The organism is Ferruginibacter sp. (assembly GCF_049840995.1).
Classification (GTDB): domain Bacteria; phylum Bacteroidota; class Bacteroidia; order Chitinophagales; family Chitinophagaceae; genus Ferruginibacter.
This window is the reverse complement of sequence record NZ_JASGIP010000003.1, coordinates 843,659-860,391: the sequence shown is the minus strand read 5'-3', so window position 1 is coordinate 860,391 and position 16,733 is coordinate 843,659. Positions and strand designations below refer to the sequence as shown.

15 protein-coding genes are annotated in these 16,733 nt (G+C 42.2%); 12 read left to right on the top strand and 3 right to left on the bottom strand.

Annotated elements, in window-relative coordinates; translation table 11 throughout:
- The first annotated feature begins 41 nt into the window (after window positions 1-41).
- From QM738_RS05405 to QM738_RS05355, 11 genes are all read left to right on the top strand, one after another.
- Window positions 42-1,319: an OmpA family protein gene (locus QM738_RS05405; protein ID WP_462275655.1), complete on the top strand. Its 1,278-nt coding sequence runs from the start codon at window positions 42-44 to the stop codon at window positions 1,317-1,319.
- 194 nt (window positions 1,320-1,513) lie between these two features.
- The gene (locus tag QM738_RS05400) at window positions 1,514-2,188 is read left to right on the top strand and encodes an outer membrane beta-barrel protein (protein WP_462275654.1); all 675 of its coding nucleotides are present in this window, start codon (window positions 1,514-1,516) and stop codon (window positions 2,186-2,188) included.
- A 149-nt stretch (window positions 2,189-2,337) separates the two neighbouring features.
- Window positions 2,338-3,270: a c-type cytochrome gene (locus QM738_RS05395; RefSeq protein WP_462275653.1), complete on the top strand. Its 933-nt coding sequence runs from the start codon at window positions 2,338-2,340 to the stop codon at window positions 3,268-3,270.
- Window positions 3,271-3,283: 13 nt separating this feature from the next.
- On the top strand, window positions 3,284-5,323 hold the full coding sequence (locus QM738_RS05390; RefSeq protein ID WP_462275652.1) for a tetratricopeptide repeat protein: 2,040 nt from the start codon (window positions 3,284-3,286) through the stop codon (window positions 5,321-5,323).
- A gap of 180 nt (window positions 5,324-5,503) precedes the next feature.
- Entirely contained in the window at window positions 5,504-6,055 is a 552-nt protein-coding gene (locus tag QM738_RS05385; protein WP_462275651.1) for a hypothetical protein, read from the top strand.
- Window positions 6,056-6,066: 11 nt separating this feature from the next.
- Complete coding sequence (locus QM738_RS05380) at window positions 6,067-6,468, top strand: hypothetical protein (protein ID WP_462275650.1); 402 nt, start codon at window positions 6,067-6,069, stop codon at window positions 6,466-6,468.
- A 24-nt stretch (window positions 6,469-6,492) separates the two neighbouring features.
- Entirely contained in the window at window positions 6,493-7,422 is a 930-nt protein-coding gene (locus QM738_RS05375) for an NmrA/HSCARG family protein (RefSeq protein ID WP_462275649.1), read from the top strand.
- A 176-nt stretch (window positions 7,423-7,598) separates the two neighbouring features.
- Window positions 7,599-7,772, top strand: a complete 174-nt coding sequence (locus tag QM738_RS05370; RefSeq protein WP_462275648.1) for a hypothetical protein — start codon at window positions 7,599-7,601, stop codon at window positions 7,770-7,772.
- Window positions 7,773-7,790: 18 nt separating this feature from the next.
- On the top strand, window positions 7,791-8,801 hold the full coding sequence (locus tag QM738_RS05365) for a S41 family peptidase (RefSeq protein WP_462275647.1): 1,011 nt from the start codon (window positions 7,791-7,793) through the stop codon (window positions 8,799-8,801).
- A 180-nt stretch (window positions 8,802-8,981) separates the two neighbouring features.
- Window positions 8,982-11,579: a ligand-binding sensor domain-containing protein gene (locus tag QM738_RS05360; RefSeq protein WP_462275646.1), complete on the top strand. Its 2,598-nt coding sequence runs from the start codon at window positions 8,982-8,984 to the stop codon at window positions 11,577-11,579.
- Between the two features lie 24 nt (window positions 11,580-11,603).
- Window positions 11,604-12,044, top strand: coding sequence for a hypothetical protein (locus QM738_RS05355; RefSeq protein WP_462275645.1), 441 nt, complete (start codon window positions 11,604-11,606; stop codon window positions 12,042-12,044).
- Window positions 12,045-12,046: 2 nt separating this feature from the next.
- On the opposite strand, the gene QM738_RS05350 is transcribed toward QM738_RS05355, so the two are convergent.
- Genes QM738_RS05350 through QM738_RS05340 form a run of 3 tightly spaced genes read right to left on the bottom strand, consistent with a single transcriptional unit; the run spans window position 12,047 to window position 14,958 of the window.
- The gene (locus QM738_RS05350) at window positions 12,047-12,814 is read right to left on the bottom strand and encodes a LytR/AlgR family response regulator transcription factor (RefSeq protein WP_462275644.1); all 768 of its coding nucleotides are present in this window, start codon (window positions 12,812-12,814) and stop codon (window positions 12,047-12,049) included.
- Window positions 12,815-12,832: 18 nt separating this feature from the next.
- Window positions 12,833-13,906, bottom strand: coding sequence for a sensor histidine kinase (locus QM738_RS05345; RefSeq protein ID WP_462275643.1), 1,074 nt, complete (start codon window positions 13,904-13,906; stop codon window positions 12,833-12,835).
- Window positions 13,903-14,958, bottom strand: a complete 1,056-nt coding sequence (locus QM738_RS05340; protein WP_462275642.1) for a sensor histidine kinase — start codon at window positions 14,956-14,958, stop codon at window positions 13,903-13,905. The genes QM738_RS05345 and QM738_RS05340 overlap by 4 nt, the downstream gene beginning before the upstream one ends.
- Window positions 14,959-15,253: 295 nt before the next feature.
- Here QM738_RS05340 and QM738_RS05335 point away from each other — a divergent pair, with 295 nt between their 5' ends.
- The gene (locus QM738_RS05335; RefSeq protein WP_462275641.1) at window positions 15,254-16,588 is read left to right on the top strand and encodes a glycosyltransferase; all 1,335 of its coding nucleotides are present in this window, start codon (window positions 15,254-15,256) and stop codon (window positions 16,586-16,588) included.
- The last annotated feature ends 145 nt before the right edge of the window (window positions 16,589-16,733 follow it).

Genomic DNA, 16,733 nt, shown 5'->3' with positions numbered 1-16,733 from the left:
AGCCGTTTATACTTTCGCCGTAATTAAAAACCCACACTATCATGAAGAAGAAAATAATTATTGCATTGCTGGCGATCATTCCTTTTGCTGCCAATGCACAGCTTAAAGGGCTGATGAATAAGGTAAAGAATAAAGTAAACCAGCGGGCCGACAGTAAGGTGGACAAGGAAATTGATAAAACACTGGATAAGGTAGAAGGTAAAGATGCGCCTGCCAAAACCACCACTACCACTACTAAAGAAGAACCGGTAACAGCAAAAGCAGATGACGGTGTAAAAAGTTTTACAAAATATGATTTTGTACCGGGAGAAAAAATATTGTACTATGATAATTTTGACCAGGAAGCCATTGCAGAATTGCCCACCGGCTGGAACACCAACGGATCGGGCGAAGTGGTAACGCTGGAAAAATTCGGCGGCAAATGGCTGCGCCTGCACAATCCCTTTGTATACCTTACCAGCAATACCAAAGAACTAAGCGAAAACTATACAGCAGAATTTGACCTGGTACTGCAGTTAAAAAATAACGGCTGGATGTATCCTACTTTCTCCGCCGGCTTTTTAGCGAGTAGTACCGAAGGCAATACCGACAATGTTTTTTTAAAGGACTATAATAAATACAGTGCAGCAGTAGCTACCGTTTATCCTGCAGAAAACAGTAACAGCCGGGTACAGCTGGAATCTTTTACCGACGCCAAAACATTTTTTAAAAGCGAAGCAAAAATGTACAGCGAACTGGAAAAATATTATGGCAAACCGGTGCACGTAGCCATACAGGTGCAAAAACAGCGTTTCCGCATGTGGATCAACGAAACAAAAGTATTTGATGTACCCAAGGGTGTGGACACGGCGTATAAGATGAACCAGTTGTTCTTTAAAGTGGGTCAGACCAATTACAAAGAAGATCAGTACGCTGTTTATATCAGCAATATAAAAGCAGCCACCGGGTTACCCGATACCCGTCATAAATTAATTGAAGAAGGAAAATTTTCCACCACGGGTATTTTGTTTGATGTGAATGCTGCCACCATAAAACCGGAATCGTACGGCGTGGTAAAAGAGATAGCAGGGGTATTGAAAGAAAACCCCGGTGTGCGGATAAAAGTGATCGGCCATACCAGCAGCGATGGTGATGATAATGCCAATATGGAATTATCGAAGAAAAGATCACTGGCAGTAAAAGAAATGCTGGTAAAAGAATTCAGCATTGATGCCACAGTGATAGAAACCGAGGGCAAGGGCGAAACACAACCTGTAGCAGATAATAAAACAAAAGAAGGCAAGGCGCAGAACAGGCGGGTGGAGTTTATTAAACTATAATATAACTATAACGTATATACGTATTTAATGACAGCAAAGCCATTCACTATTGTGGATGGCTTTTGTTTTACCGCTACTTACGGGATTAAAAAACAACAATTCAGTGATCAATTTATGCAGTCCACGCACTGTTACATTGCCGGGCAGCTTAACAGCAGGCAATTTTGCGGCATTAATAACCAAAAAACTAAGTCATGAAAAAAGTAATTACAGTATTGGCAGGCATAATTATATCTGCCTCCGCATTTTCACAATTGTCCATCGGTGCACAAGGCATCGGTAATCTCAGCAGTGCATCACTCAACACCAGCGACCTTGTTAACCCGGTAAAAAAAGCAAGGATGCTGCAGGGCGCCGGTTTGGTGGCCGATTATACATTCTGCAAAAACACCAGCCTGCGCAGTGGCGTAAATTTTTTACAACAGGGAGTAAAGGTAGAAAGCAATAGCGGTGTTAATACACTGAAGTTTGAAGCCACCACCAGCCTCGATTACCTGCAGGTACCGGTGCAAATTGTTTACAGCGTTCCCCTGGCTGGCTTCCGCTTGTTTGCAGGAGCAGGCGGCTATTATTCGTTTGGTATCAATGGTAAAACAAAACTGACCACTACCACCACTTTGAATAATGGCAACACCCAGGTAACAAAAGAAGAGAACGATGCTTTTAAAAAAGAAAGCGATGGTGGCAGCGGTTTTAAAAGGTCTGACTATGGCGCAGGCATACTGGCAGGTGTACAATTACCCGACAGGTTTTATATCCATGCCGGCTACCAGTTAAGCTTTGCCAACATCAACAGCAATGATGCCGGTAAATACAAGAACCGCAGTCTTCAATTGACCATTGGCTGTTTCCTTTGGAACAGTAAATAAGTTACAGCATACAGGCAGCATCTTTCTGCCTGTATTTTTTCAATTCATGTATGCAAAAAATCAATTGATACATGCGCCCGTTTTTGATCCGCCTGCCATAAATGATTTTTGTGTCCTCATCATTCAACCGAAAAATTAATTGTATTGATATGAAAAAATTAAAACGCATACTTAAATGGACCGGCATTATACTGCTGGTACTGGTAACAGGTACGGCCATTGTTACCGCATCCAGGCAAAATATGAAATATGATGCGCCTTACCCGGAAATCCACGCCAGTAAGGACAGTGCAGTGATATCCAAAGGCAGGCATATTGCCAATGCCATTGCACACTGCAACGATTGCCACAGTAAAAGCAACAACGATTCTTTGCTCAGCCTGGGCCAGGATGTTCCATTGAGCGGCGGCGTGGGCTTTACATTACCCGTGGGCACTATCTATTCGGCCAATATCACTTCGGACAGTACTTATGGTATCGGCAAATTCACCGATCCGGAAGTGGCAAGAGTACTGCGCTATGGCGTTCATCCGGATGGTACCGTGGTATATGATTTTATGCCCTTTCATAATTTGAGTGACGAAGACCTGATCGCTGTATTATCTTACCTGCGTACACAGAAAGCCGTTAGTACCCCCAAACCAGCCAATGATTTGAACCTGATGGGCAACCTGGTAAAAGCATTTTTAATAAAGCCGGTTGGCCCTTCTGAAAAAATACAGGCAGCAGTAAAGCCAGACAGTACAGCCGAATACGGCAAATACCTGGTGTACAATGTAGGCAACTGCAATGGCTGCCATACCGAGCGCACTTTAAGCGGTGTGTACACAGGCGAACCTTTTGCCGGTGGTAATATGATGCCCAACGGCATGGTAACACCCAACATTACTCCCGACAGCAGCAGCAGGATATTCGGCTGGACACAGCAAAGCTTTATCGACCGCTTTCGTAAAGGCAAACTGATACCGAATACAGAAATGCCCTGGAACTCTTTTAAAAGAATGGATGATGTGGAACTGAAAGCGATCTATCAATTTCTGCAGACGGTAAAGCCGGCCAAAACAAAACTGATCCCTCACTAATAATTCACCGATCATGAAAAAATATCTTTTTGTATTTGCATCATTGTTGTGCTACAGTGTTGCAGATGCCCAACAACGGCCTGCAGCAAACTCTTTGCCCGACATTGATAAAATGATGAAGATGACACCAGCGGAGCTGGAAACCTACAAACAGAAAATGCTGCAACAGGCCAGTGCACAAATAAAGGACGTGGCATCAAAAAATAATATCAAGGTAAACGAAATGCTGCTGCCGGATTACGAACTGAAGCCACCGGTAAAAGATATCAAGCGCTTATCATTATTGCCGGTGCAACCACCCACATTGATACAGTTATCAGATGGCTTGAAGCAATCGATGCAGCAGCTGCAGTCGGTTACACCCAAAGCCATACTGGAAGAAGTAAAAACCATTACCACGCAACAAACACCTTCACAACAGCAAAGCACTTCTATTGCAGAATTTTACAGCGATAAACCGGTGCAGGCTTTACTGGTGTCCATGAATGCTGCTATACAAAACCCATCGGTGGTGGAAGGATGGAATAACCTCGCTGCATTATATAACATGAGCGGGCTGCAACATAAAGCCATCCCCATACTGATGCATCATCTTTCCAAAGAACCCAACAATAGTATGCTGCTGAATAATATGGGGCAGGCATACATGGGCCTCGGTGACCTGGAGAATGCAGAAAAGTTTTTAACAGCCTGTTTGATACAGGATCCCCTGCATCCCGAAGCCAACCGCAGCATGGGTATGATCCGCTTTTTTCAAAAGCAATTTGCAGAAGGGCAAAAATATTTTGAAAAGGAACTGGAAGTAGCGCATCGCCGTTCCACACTGGCAAATTTAAAAAGAAAAGGCATCAAGATAAACCTGGCGGCTATACGAAAAAGAAGAACCGGGATACCGCATCATGATTATTTTTCTGATATCGGCTTTTCCAAATTTGCTTTACCTGACCTGCCGGCAACAGCAGGGCAAGCAACACAGTGGTATAATATCAATGCTCCCTACGTGAAATCGCTGCAGGCAGAATTTATATTCTGGTTTAGCGCCGGTGATGCTACAGAAGCGCAAATAAAGGAAGAAGGCAGGCGTGCGCCGGGCTTGTATGCCGACCTGGAAGATGAACTGATGAGCGACCTGGGGGATGAGTTTGCACCGTTACTGGGTTTGATCACTAAACAGGAACGATCCAACCTGGATGGAATGCTGGAGGACTATAATAAAAAACTCAGCGAAGCAATTTGCCCCACGCCACCGAGTGTGCCGGGTGCAGGAGCTGACCTTGCGCTGGCCTATCAAAAAAAGTGCTGCGACCTGCGTAAACCCATCGCTGATGCTTATGTACAGAATGTAAATGATTTTATAAAGAACCGCTTCAACATTGTAAACACCCGCTGGAAGGAATATATCAATGCCATGATCAGTTATGTGCAATTAAATCCAACACTGGGCAATAAAAAGATCGTGTACAGCACCGTGGCGCAATACTTTACTTTTCTTATTACTACCGTGCAGACCGCAGTAAGTTTTGAACCGGACCCGATGGAATGCTTTGCAGTAAAAATGACATCGGAAGAAGCAGACGGAATAATTGAAGCCAGCCACAATATCGATTTCAGCTGCCCCGCCTGGTTGAACCTGGAACTGGATGTGCAGGTGGGAAAAATAAAAGCCGATTGCTCCAAGTATGCCATCGAAGCCTCTCCTGCGTTTGTACGATTAGGATACGAACATGATTTTAAAACAGGCACTTCCACATTGGCAGCGGGAGTAGGCGCCAAAGCCAAATTCTTTGCTGCTGCCGGCAGTGCCGAACTGAAGCAGATGGTATATGTGTCGTTCGATAATAACAATGAGTTCAGTGATTTTGGATTGAAGGGAACTGCTTCTGCTAAAATAGGCGATACTCCCGGCAGCATTGCCGACGGACTTATAAAAGTAGGCGGCACAGTTGCCGGCGTGGAAGGAGGTTATACATGGGGTATCAATTCCGGCTTTAATTCGGCAGTGAAGGGCAAAGGAATCATTGCAGATTTTGTAAAGATCGATAAATCATTATAAGATTTTTATTGCACCTGAATAAGCAACAATTCATAACAGTTTTAAAACAATTGAAACATACAACGCTGTAATAACAGCAACGCGGAAAATAACTTGCACCGGTTTCTTAAAAGTATAGCCATGATCTTTTTTGAAACTGCAATTCATCAACAATCAAAACACCATTAAAAAGCAGATCAAATGAAAAAGATTTTTTTATCTGCAGCCATCGTATGTGCTGCATTATTAGGAGCCTGTCAAAAAAGTAAAACAACAAAAGCATCCGCCACAGCATGCTCCAATCCAAGTGCACCGGTTAGCGCTGCATTACAGGGCAACTGGATGTACGGTAATTTCTCTATGACGGAATACTGGACACAGAACCCCGCCGATTACCTGGGCAACGCATTGCAGTTTGCGATCGCATTTAAATTCAATGCAGACGGCACTTATGAACAGTATTTTACATCGAGCAGCGTTACACTGGGTGTTGTTACTTACCAGCAATCAGTATCTAAAGGAACGGTTGTGATCGACGAAACCAATAAAACCGTTAAAACCTATTGCTGTACGTCGCGTTACAAAAGAACAAAGAACGGGCATGTGGAAGAAGAGCGTGACCTTAACCCCAGCGAGATAACCACTTTGAGTACTTACAATTACACTACTGGCACTGAGCCCAATGGCACCAAAGCTATTTACCTGACCATTGCGGGTACCACAAGCCAGCTCAAATTCTTACAAAAATTCTAAAAAGTATAGCCATGAAAAAAATACTATTGTCGCTGGTAATTGCCATTGCTTTTATCAGTAACATTCATGCACAGGAGCTTAAAACAGTAACAGAAGCGCCGAAACAATTCATGCAGATCACCACGGTGGAATCGGTACTGGCAGGTGGATTGGGAAGATCGAAGATGATCATCACCAACCCGGATGGCACACAAAAGGACAGTGATATGGAAAACCTGTTCAGCCTGGTAGGCATCAATTTCAAGAATATCAAGGAGAATGAAGATAAAGTGATCAAGACATTGAAAGAGTACACCAATAACGGCTGGAAAGTGGAGCATGTAACATCGCTCACACTTAGCCAGAACGATAGTGGCGCCGGTGGCATATTCATGACCCGTTATTTATTATCGAAACCGGAGGAGAAAAAATAATCATTAACCACAAAAGAATTAATAATGAAACAACAAACAATATTAGTAATAGGCGCCACCGGTGCACAGGGCGGCAGCGTGGCGAAGGAATTATTGACGCAGAAAAAATTTGCCGTACGCATTCTTACCCGTAACCCTACATCGGACAATGCACTCGCATTAATTCAGCAGGGTGCAGCAGTGGTAAAGGGCAACCTGGATGATAAAGAAAGTTTGAAAGAAGCTATGAAAGATTGCTACGGCGTATTTGGTGTTACAAACTTTTGGGAACATTATCAAAACGAATACCAGCAGGGGAAAAACCTGGTAGATGCAGTAAAGGAATCAAATATAGAACACTTTGTTTTTCATACACTGCCATCTTATTTTGAATTAAGCAAAGGCAAATACCCGGTGCCGCACTGCGATCAGAAAGCAGCTTTGCAGGAATATGCAAAAAGCGTGGGCGTAAAAGCGACTTTTTTAAGGGTGGCATTTTACTACGAGAACTTCTTTACCTTCTTTGTGTTGCAGCCTGCAGCGGATGGTTCTTACTTTTTTGGTTTTCCGCAGGGCGATACGCCGCTGGCAATGATCAGCGTGGAAGATGTGGGCGGCATAGTGGCTACAATTTTTGATCACCCTGCAGATTATATTGGCAGAACAGTAGGCGGAGTAGCGTGTAATGATACCTGTGATGCTTACGCAAGTATCATGAGTAAGGCGTTGGGTAAAAAAATAAGGTACCAGTATATACCAAGAGACCAATATGCGGCATTTGACTTTCCGGGAGCTGTTGAAATAGCGAATATGTTTGAAGTACAAAGATTGCACACACCACAGCAATTGGTTCAGATCAATATGATAGAAAGCTACGGGCTCAATCCAGGAATGCAGGGCTTTGAACAATGGGTTAAAAAGAACAGGCACCGGTTTATAACAAGCACACAAACAACAGAAAAACTAAGCGCATAGATGAAGGACCAGGGTTTTAGCAGTTGGAGATGGAAGGTTTGGTTTTTAATGCCGGCGATCTGCCGGCATTTTTTATTTACCGCGTTTTCATGCAGCGCTTATAACAGTTCATGCACAACTGTATCAACGGTTCCCATATCTCCGGATATCTTGCAGCAGTTTAAAAATAAAACAGCATGAAAAATACAACACAGGCCGCCGCACTTTTTATTACTGCTATCGCAGCCATCATACTGGTGGTAAAAGTGCACCCGCATTTGCCTAAAACTTACAATGAAGAATTTAAACGTTCCATGAACGACACTGCATACCGCTATGCAGCATCACCGGTTGAATTATTGTTTAAATAAATTATTCTTCTGCCTTAAATGAGACCTTTACTTGTAATAATAGTATGCAGCTGGTTGAATACAGCAAAGGCGCAAATGCCCGACAGTGTTAAGCTGGTGCTGGATTCCTCTATCAGTCTTTTGCAGCAGTACGCTTTGCACAGCAAAACCACCAACTGGCAACAGGTAAAACAAACCGCTTATGCCAAAGCAGCCAATGCAACAACATGGAAGGAACTGGACAGCTGTATTTCGTACCTGTTTGCTGCGGTGAACGATCATCATGGCTGGTTAGCTGCAGGTGATGCGGAATTTCGCTGGAATATAAAGCCGGAACAAAAATTTTCTGAAGCAATAAAAAATGAAATTGCCAAAGGCAACAGGATCGTAAAAAAAATGTTGCCGGGCCAGGTGGGCTACCTGCGTGTACCGGGTATGATACTGGACAGCAGCCAGTATAATAAAAAAGCACAGCAACTGAGTGACAGTCTTTGTGCATTGCAACAGGAGGGCGCTCAGAAATTCATCATCGATCTGAGGCTGAATGCGGGAGGTACTATGTTCCCTATGATCGCAGGTGTATCAGCATTATTAGGTAATGGTACATTCATTGGCAGTGCAGATGCTTCCGGGAATATACAAGGCATGGACGATCTGCATAACGGTGTTTTTACAGGCTATGATGGTGGTAAGGCAACTGTGCAAAGCAATTGCACAGGAGTTACTGCAAACATGCCTGTAGCAGTATTGCTGAGTAATTTAACGGGTAGTGCCGGTGAATGCCTGGCAGTAGCTTTTAAAGGAAGAGCCAATACAATTTTTATCGGCGAAACCACGGCAGGCTTTACTATTGGTAATAATGGCCACTGGATAATTGCAAACAAAGCGGGTATTGTAATTGCCGAATCGGCCATTACCGACAGGAACAAAAACATTTATTATAATAATGTTGCACCCGATACAATAATATGGGGCGGCGATGATTTTGATGATTACCTGCAGGATAAAAAGATACAGGCCGCACTGGCATGGCTTAAAAAGAAAAAATAAACGATCGGGCTTCCTGTAAAAGGCATCATAAACACATTTTCGGCAGCTCACCCTTACACAGGTGGGCAGGCCGCTGTATGAATTGAGGAAAAGGGCGCTTGAATTGTATAAATCGAAACACGGGATGGTCCGTAGTACGGCGGAGGTTTATTAAATTTGAAACTTCTTAAACCCCATCCTTTGCCAAAAAAATTCTTACTGTTAACTACATTATTTTTTGCGCTTTATGGCAGGGCGCAGCAATTGCCGGCAAAGCAATACAATTTTACCCACTACACTACGGCATCGGGCCTTATCTCCAACCAGGTAAATAATGTTATACAGGATAAGGAAGGTTATATCTGGATCACCACTACCGATGGCCTGCAACGGTTTGATGGCGTTCGCTATAAAACATTCCGGCACGATCCTAAAGATTCCACCTCTATACCTTATAACATTGTAAGTCAGATGGTACTGGATAAAAAAGGCAACCTATGGCTGTTGTTCAACCTGGGAAAGATCTGCATATTCAATACCAAAACATTTGTTTTTAAAGAAGTAAAAGTAGTTACCAAAAAAGACTATGGAGTGGGAAGCGTGGTGCAGGCGCTGATAGCCGATGAGTACGACAATATGTTCTTGATGATCGCCGGTACGGAGATATTAACTTACAAAGCATCCACCAACGAGTTTTCTTATAAGAATAATTTCTTTAAGCAAAAAGACGACTGGCATATCTGTTCTTTTATTCAGCAGCCGGGCACGCATAAATACTGGATAAGTGTACTGGGTGGTGGCCTTTCTGTTTATAATCACTCCACCGGTAATCTTAGCAGTGCAGAAAACAATATAGAAAAGGAGCCCATCATTGAACAATACAAAGGGCTGAAAACTTCAGTGGCGCATTTCTTCGATTCAAAGAACCGCTTATGGTTTGTTAACTGGAACCCAGCTGTTCCTATCATTTATTGTTACGACTTTAAAACACAGCAACCTGTTTTTTCCAGCATAGAGATCTACAGCTATTTTAAAGCCTATCATGAGATACATGGTTTTTACGAACAGAAAGATGGTACTATATGGATAAGAGGCATTCCCGTATTGGCTAAATACATCGAAACGGAAAAAAAATTCCAGATGGTGTACAATGGTTATAATAATGAACAGGGTATTTCTTATTCCCTGGTCAACTGCCTGTTTGAGGACAGGGAAAAAAATTTATGGGTCACTACAGATAATAATGGTTTGTTCCGCTTCAATCCTTCTGCCGAGTTTTTTACCAATGTAAAACACATCAACCGGAATAATTTAAAAGAGGGAGACGGAACAATGATGTCTTTTATGGAAACCAAATGGGGCACACTGCTGGCCGGTGCCTGGGGCGATGGCATGTATGAATACGATAAAAATTTAGACCCTGTTCCGCTTACCGTTCCTGATTTTGTAAAGATGAACACATTTGCCTGGTGGATGACAGCATCTGCAGACAGCAATCATATATGGATCGCATCACAACCGGGTATTTATTCACTGAACCAGCAAACAAAAAAACTTCAGTTTTATAATCCCCCTGCACTGGAAGGAAAAACAGTAAGGCAGATCGTTGAAGATAAGCATGGCAACCTGTGGATAGGGATGTTTGGTTCGGGCGTATTTAAATGGACCGCTTCCAAAGGACAAAAAGATTTTAATGAGGGTATTGCAAAGTTTACTGATCTGCCTGCCGGACAGGTGGGAAAGATCTTCATTGATTCAAAAGGTTTGGTATGGATTGGCGTGGGAGTGGATGGTTTGTACGTGATCGATCCTGATACAGATAAAATTGTAATGCACTTTAGCGCTAAAGAACCCGGTGCTAAAAATTTACCCGAAGTGGTGATATCCTCAGTAGGAGAATATGATGACAGTACCATGATCATTACCACTGCCACCATGATCATTGCATATAACAGGAATGCGAACACCTCCACCATTGTGGGTACCAGCCAGAATATCTCCGGCTATATCTCGGCCTTTGAAAAAGATAAGAATGGTTATTTGTGGCTTACCACCAGCAATGGATTGTACCGCATCAATATCCAGAAAAAGATATTTGTGTATTTTAATCGTATCGACGGTATCGAGAATGAAAAATTTTCACAGCCTTCTTCTTATGTAATGCACGACGGCAGAATGATATTTGGTACCAGCACCCATTTTATAGTATTCGATCCGCTGGCAATGAAAACAAACACTTCTTTTTCTGATGTGACCATCACAGATTTTAAAGTGTTCAATAAAGCATTGCCACTGGATTCATTACTGAAGCTGGATGAAATTGAACTGGATTATAAAGAGAATGCACTCACTATTGAATTCTCCCCGCTTTTGTATAATAGCGCTTCATTAATAAGGTACAAACTCAGCGGTATTGATAAGAACTGGGTGATCGCCGATAAGAATGACCGTGCCATTTATAATTACCTGCCGCCCGGCACTTATACCTTCCTGATAAAGACCATGAATGAAAATGGAAAGGAATCAGTAAAGGTTACCATGCTGAAAATAAAGATCAATGCACCTTTCTGGAGAACCTGGTGGTTCTATTCCCTGCTGGCATTGCTGGTGCTGGGCCTGTTGTTCTGGCTGGACAGGCAACGTACCAAACGCAAAGAAGCGGTTGAAAAAATGCGTACCGGTATTGCAGATAAATTACACCAGGAAGTGAATACGGCGCTTAACAATATCAATATCCTGAGCGAAATGGCAAAACTGAAAGCAGATAAGGATATTGAAAAATCAAAAGAGTATATTTAGCAGATACATGGTAAAAGCCAGCAGATGATCGTGGCCATGGATGATGTGCTCTGGGGTATTAACCCGGATAATGACAGTATGCAAAAGATCATCGATCGTTTTAAAGAACACATCGATGGGTTGAGGAACCGCTATGGTGTGCAGATCGATCTGTTGGTGGATGAAAAAATTGCGGGGTTAAAATTAGACATGCAACTGCGCCAGAACATATTCTGGTTATTGCGTGGCGGCAGTACCAATATTGTAAGAACGGGAGCAGCCAACTGTCATTTTCATATCGGGTTCAAAAAACCACAGCTCATTTATACCATGGAATTCGACAGCAGCAATACCGACATGCTGCAGCTGAATAATTTGCTGCAGCGCAAAGAGCTTGCCGATAAACTGGAAGAAATTAATGCAGTGCTGGATGCCAAACTGCATAAAACAAGATCGGTGATAGAATTAAGTATACCGGTGTATTGATATTATTTACCCATCCACTTTTTAAAGTCTGTTACTTTTTCCCTGCTCACCAATGCTTCTTTATCTACGGCTGGTTTTAACTGTAATATCAAACGGTTGCCAAAATAATCATCTATTTTATCAATGCTGGCGATAGATACATAGAAAGAACGGCTGATGCGGAAATATTTTTCAGGCTCCAGCATTTCTTCCAGCTCATCCATGGTATAATCCACTACAAACTTCCTGTTGTCAGTTGTTTTAAAGAAATTAAGGCGGCCATCGCTGTAGAAATAAGCGATCTCATCTATCTCAACAGAAACCAGTTTTTGACCATGCTTTACTAAAAAGCGTTTGCGGTATTCTTTGGGTTGCAGTTTTTGCTGTAACTGTTTTACCAGCACATCAATATTGATATCAGCAGCGGTATTGTTGCTTTGTATCTTCTGGAATTTATTTAACGCAGCCTGTAACTCTTCTTTCTGGATAGGCTTTAATAAATAATCCACGCTGTTTACTTTAAAAGCCTTCAAGGCATATTCATCATACGAAGTGGTGAATATCACGGGGCTTTTTACTTCTGTAAGATTAAATATCTCGAAACTCTGCCCGTCGGCCAGTTCAATATCCATCAGTATAAGATCGGGCTGCTGGTTTTCCTGCAACCATTCCACCGTGCTTTTAATACTGTCGGTAACGCCGGCAATATTGGCAACAGCGCTTACGGATAATAAAGTCTTTTGCAGTTTTTTTACTGCCAGTTCTTCGTCTTCTACAATTAATATCTGCATAATAAAATGTTTAGGTCTTTATGAATTGTTTGTAAGGTCCTGTTTGTTTTCAGTACTGTTATTCCATATCAAAGGCAGCACTACCGTAAAATTCTTTCCATCTTCCATTACCTGGAAACCCTTTTGGTGCAACAGCTCGTATTTCGCTTTTATATTATCCAGCCCCACTTTATTGCTGGGCGCCTGGATACTGCGGCGCTGCAGGTTATTGTTCACCACCAGTTTATTACCCGTGGTGGTGAATATTTCAATGGTAAGCGGTTTGTTTTTAGAAAGTGCATTGTGCTTCACCGCATTTTCCAGCAACATCTGCAGGCTCAGCGAAGGCAACAAATAATTACTATACTGCTTATCAATTTCCACCTGTAGCTCTACTGCATCGCTGTGCCTCGTCTTCAACAACTGGAAATAACTTTGAATGAATTTCATTTCGCTTTCCAGCGTGCTCATACTGTCGTGATTCTTGCGCAACAGGTAACGGTATACTTTGCTGAGTTCATCTAAAAAACGCTCCGCCTTATCCTTGTCTTCGGTGATGAGTGCCGACAAAGTATTAAAACAGTTGAAGAGAAAATGCGGGTTCACTTTTTCTTTAAGCCCGTCAAATTCCTGTTGCAGCTGCAATTGTTCCAGCAGGTCTTTTTCGGCAGTGGCTTCCTTGTATTTTTCAATGATATACACCACTTCCCACAAAGTTTCAAATACCAGGTTCACTGCAAGTCCTAATAAATAACCATATTTAAGATCACCTTCCTGCACCTGGTAGCCCAGTATTTTAAAACGGTGGAACACGTAAAAGATTAGTAACACCGAAGGCGTCATGATTAAAAGATTCACCAGCAATTTATAAGCGATCCTTTTGCCCGTTTCCTGCAATGAAGGAAATTTGGTACGCAGAAAATAATCGTATTGCGAATGCGCATACCACGAAAAATAACCAATAAAATAGATCAGTGCATAACAAACCACCCACACTTTCCAATCGCTCCACATCCGGTCATCGTACAAAATGTAGATGTAAGAAGTTACGATCAGCGGCATAGAAAGCCAGAAACTATAGGTCTGTATCCTGGTAGGGCGGTTCAGTTTCATACTGTTTCTCCCTCCTTTTTGGCAAAGAAAGGCAACAGGAAAGTTCTTTTGCCATCCCTTTCTTCTATAGTGATGCTGCCGGCATTTAGTATTTTGTATTTATCCACCAGGTTATTCAATCCATCGTCCACATTATAATTCTGCACTACTGTTTTTTCATGGATCGTATTGATAATAGATAATTCATTATTGCTGGTACTGCCGATATAAATATGCAGCGGGTTCAATTTACTCAGGGCATTGGTATAAATAATATTTTCCAGTATCACCTGCATGCTTAATGGCGGTAATTTTTTTTCAAGATCAGCAGGAGCAACATTAATGTCGATATGGATGGCATCACCAAAACGCTCTTTGGCTAAATAAAGATAAGAGGCCGCAAATTTTATTTCCATATCCACCGATACCAGCAATTCATCATCACTGCGTAAAAGATACCGGTGCACCCGGGTCATTTCGTTCAGAAAGATCTCCGCCTTTGCTTCATCTTCCTGAATCAAACCGGATAAAGTATTAAAACAATTGAAAAGAAAATGCGGGTTGATCTGTCCCTTTAAACCCAACACTTTGCTGCGCTGGTACACATTCTTTATTCTTTCGGCTTCAGTTATAGAAGCTTTCCACGATTCCCAGTTGGCCACTCCCTCATTGATGAACGTGATAATAGTGCTCATCAGGCAGGCATAAATAATGGACCATAACAACATATCGGTTTTTACCGGGCAGGATAACAACTGCAGTTTATGGTGTAGGTAAAAAAGCGCCGAAATAGCCAGGCAGTTCATCACATAAAACACGGGCAGCATGATAGAGATCCTTTTGAACAGGTCGCCGGCGGCAGCAAATCTTTTTTGAATAAGAATGGCCACCATGCCAAATAAAAAATAGATGACTATGATGAAGATGCCCGAATAAAAAAAACTTTTGAAAAACAAAGACAGCGAACCAAAAATGCAGCTGCCCAGCATCAGCAGGTTAAGAAAAAAAATATACGGCACCATTACCCACGCAAATACCAGAGGCTCCTTTTTGCTATATCTTTTTAATGCCATCCTGAAAATTATAAAATTTAAGTAAATGGCGGCTTTTCCATGGTATCAATTGTGTTAACTGTGTATGGATTGAGAAAAAAGCCGTATGAATTGTATGATATTTACCTTCTATCCCTCCATTTACTGCCGAAAACAGCGGTTTTCTGGCTTAAAACCGCTCAAAAACCACCCCGGAAAGCGCCTTGCATTTCATCCGCCGCAACCTCAATTCAGCAGTTATTTTACGCATCCCATTGCATAGCTGCTTGCCCCGCCTGCCCGAAGCCTGCAAATTTGCGGGATCAAAAAAATAGTCATGAAAAAAATATTATTTGCAGCTGTACCGGCCGATGGACATTTTAACCCATTAACAGGCCTGGCCAAATATTTACAGCAGCAAGGCTATGATGTGAGATGGTATGCTGCATCTAAATACCTGCCCAAACTGCAGCAACTGCAGATACCTTCCTACAAATTTGGCAAGGAGATAGATTTTACCACCGATGAATTTGATACCGCCTTCCCGGAAAGAGTACAGATAAAGAGCACGATCAAAAAACTCAATTTTGATATGGAGTATTTTTTTATCAACCGCGGACCGGTATATTATAAAGAGATGCAACAGATACATGAAACATTTCCCTTTGACCTGCTGATAGCAGATGTCGCATTTATGGGAAGTATTTTTGTAAAAGAACTGATGCGTATACCTGTATTATCCATTGGTGTATTGCCATTGGTGGAAAGTTCCAGGGACCTGCCACCGAACGGGCTGGGCATGACGCCATCCAATACTTTTGCAGGTAAAATAAAACAGGGGATGTTAAGATGGCTGGTTAAAAATATCCTGTTTAAAAAACCGGATGCGTTGGCACAAAAGATACTGGACGAATATAAAATTGAGCATAATAAAATATTTCTTTTCGACCTGTTGAGCCATAAGGCAGATTTTATATTGCAGAGCGGCACACCGGGTTTTGAATACCAACGCAGCGATCTCAGCAGCAATATCCGCTTTATAGGTCCCTTGTTGCCCTACAGTAATAAACAAAATAGCAAGCCCTGGTTTGATGAAAGACTGTATACCTATAGCAGGATAGTGCTGGTAACACAAGGCACCGTAGAAAAAGACATCAACAAGATCATTGTGCCCACGTTGGAAGCATTTAAAAATACGAGCACATTGGTGGTGTGCACAACAGGCGGTTCGCTTACCGAAGAGCTGCGGGAAAAATATGATTGTCCCAATATCATCATCGAGGATTTTATTCCATTTGCAGACGTGATGCCTTATGCAAGTGTATATGTTACCAATGGCGGCTATGGCGGTGTAATGCTGGGTATAGAAAATAAATTGCCGATGGTGATGGCAGGTGTGCACGAAGGAAAGAATGAGATCTGTGCAAGGGTGGGTTATTTTAAATATGGCGTGAACCTGAAAACAGAAAGCCCCACCGCTGTTCAGATCGCAAAAGCTGTAGATGAAGTGATCAATAACAACCTGTATAAAAGGAATATTGAAAAACTGAGTAGGGAATTTGCCTCCTACAATGCCAATGAGCTTTGCCTGGAATATGTAAAAGCATTGATACCCGCTGGTAAAGTAAGTAATGAGAAAGTACAACAACTTTCAGCAAGTATATACGAATAATTTTAGAGCAAGATAGTTTTTTTCCGTACCATCATTTGCGTTTTATAGCATGCAGTTTGAACAAGTAAACCCGTAGCCCCGTAAGGCTGCGGTTTTTTTATTGGAGTGCATGATAAACGAACAATACATTTCATGCAACGCTTTC

Coding starts and splice junctions, on each gene's coding strand:
- QM738_RS05370 (WP_462275648.1), top strand. CDS start 7,599: ATGAAAAATACAACACAGGCCGCCGCACTTTTTATTACTGCTATCGCA.
- QM738_RS05405 (WP_462275655.1), top strand. CDS start 42: ATGAAGAAGAAAATAATTATTGCATTGCTGGCGATCATTCCTTTTGCT.
- QM738_RS05395 (WP_462275653.1), top strand. CDS start 2,338: ATGAAAAAATTAAAACGCATACTTAAATGGACCGGCATTATACTGCTG.
- QM738_RS05375 (WP_462275649.1), top strand. CDS start 6,493: ATGAAACAACAAACAATATTAGTAATAGGCGCCACCGGTGCACAGGGC.
- QM738_RS05380 (WP_462275650.1), top strand. CDS start 6,067: ATGAAAAAAATACTATTGTCGCTGGTAATTGCCATTGCTTTTATCAGT.
- QM738_RS05335 (WP_462275641.1), top strand. CDS start 15,254: ATGAAAAAAATATTATTTGCAGCTGTACCGGCCGATGGACATTTTAAC.
- QM738_RS05385 (WP_462275651.1), top strand. CDS start 5,504: ATGAAAAAGATTTTTTTATCTGCAGCCATCGTATGTGCTGCATTATTA.
- QM738_RS05345 (WP_462275643.1), bottom strand. CDS start 13,906: ATGAAACTGAACCGCCCTACCAGGATACAGACCTATAGTTTCTGGCTT.
- QM738_RS05340 (WP_462275642.1), bottom strand. CDS start 14,958: ATGGCATTAAAAAGATATAGCAAAAAGGAGCCTCTGGTATTTGCGTGG.
- QM738_RS05355 (WP_462275645.1), top strand. CDS start 11,604: ATGATCGTGGCCATGGATGATGTGCTCTGGGGTATTAACCCGGATAAT.
- QM738_RS05400 (WP_462275654.1), top strand. CDS start 1,514: ATGAAAAAAGTAATTACAGTATTGGCAGGCATAATTATATCTGCCTCC.
- QM738_RS05365 (WP_462275647.1), top strand. CDS start 7,791: ATGAGACCTTTACTTGTAATAATAGTATGCAGCTGGTTGAATACAGCA.
- QM738_RS05390 (WP_462275652.1), top strand. CDS start 3,284: ATGAAAAAATATCTTTTTGTATTTGCATCATTGTTGTGCTACAGTGTT.
- QM738_RS05350 (WP_462275644.1), bottom strand. CDS start 12,814: ATGCAGATATTAATTGTAGAAGACGAAGAACTGGCAGTAAAAAAACTG.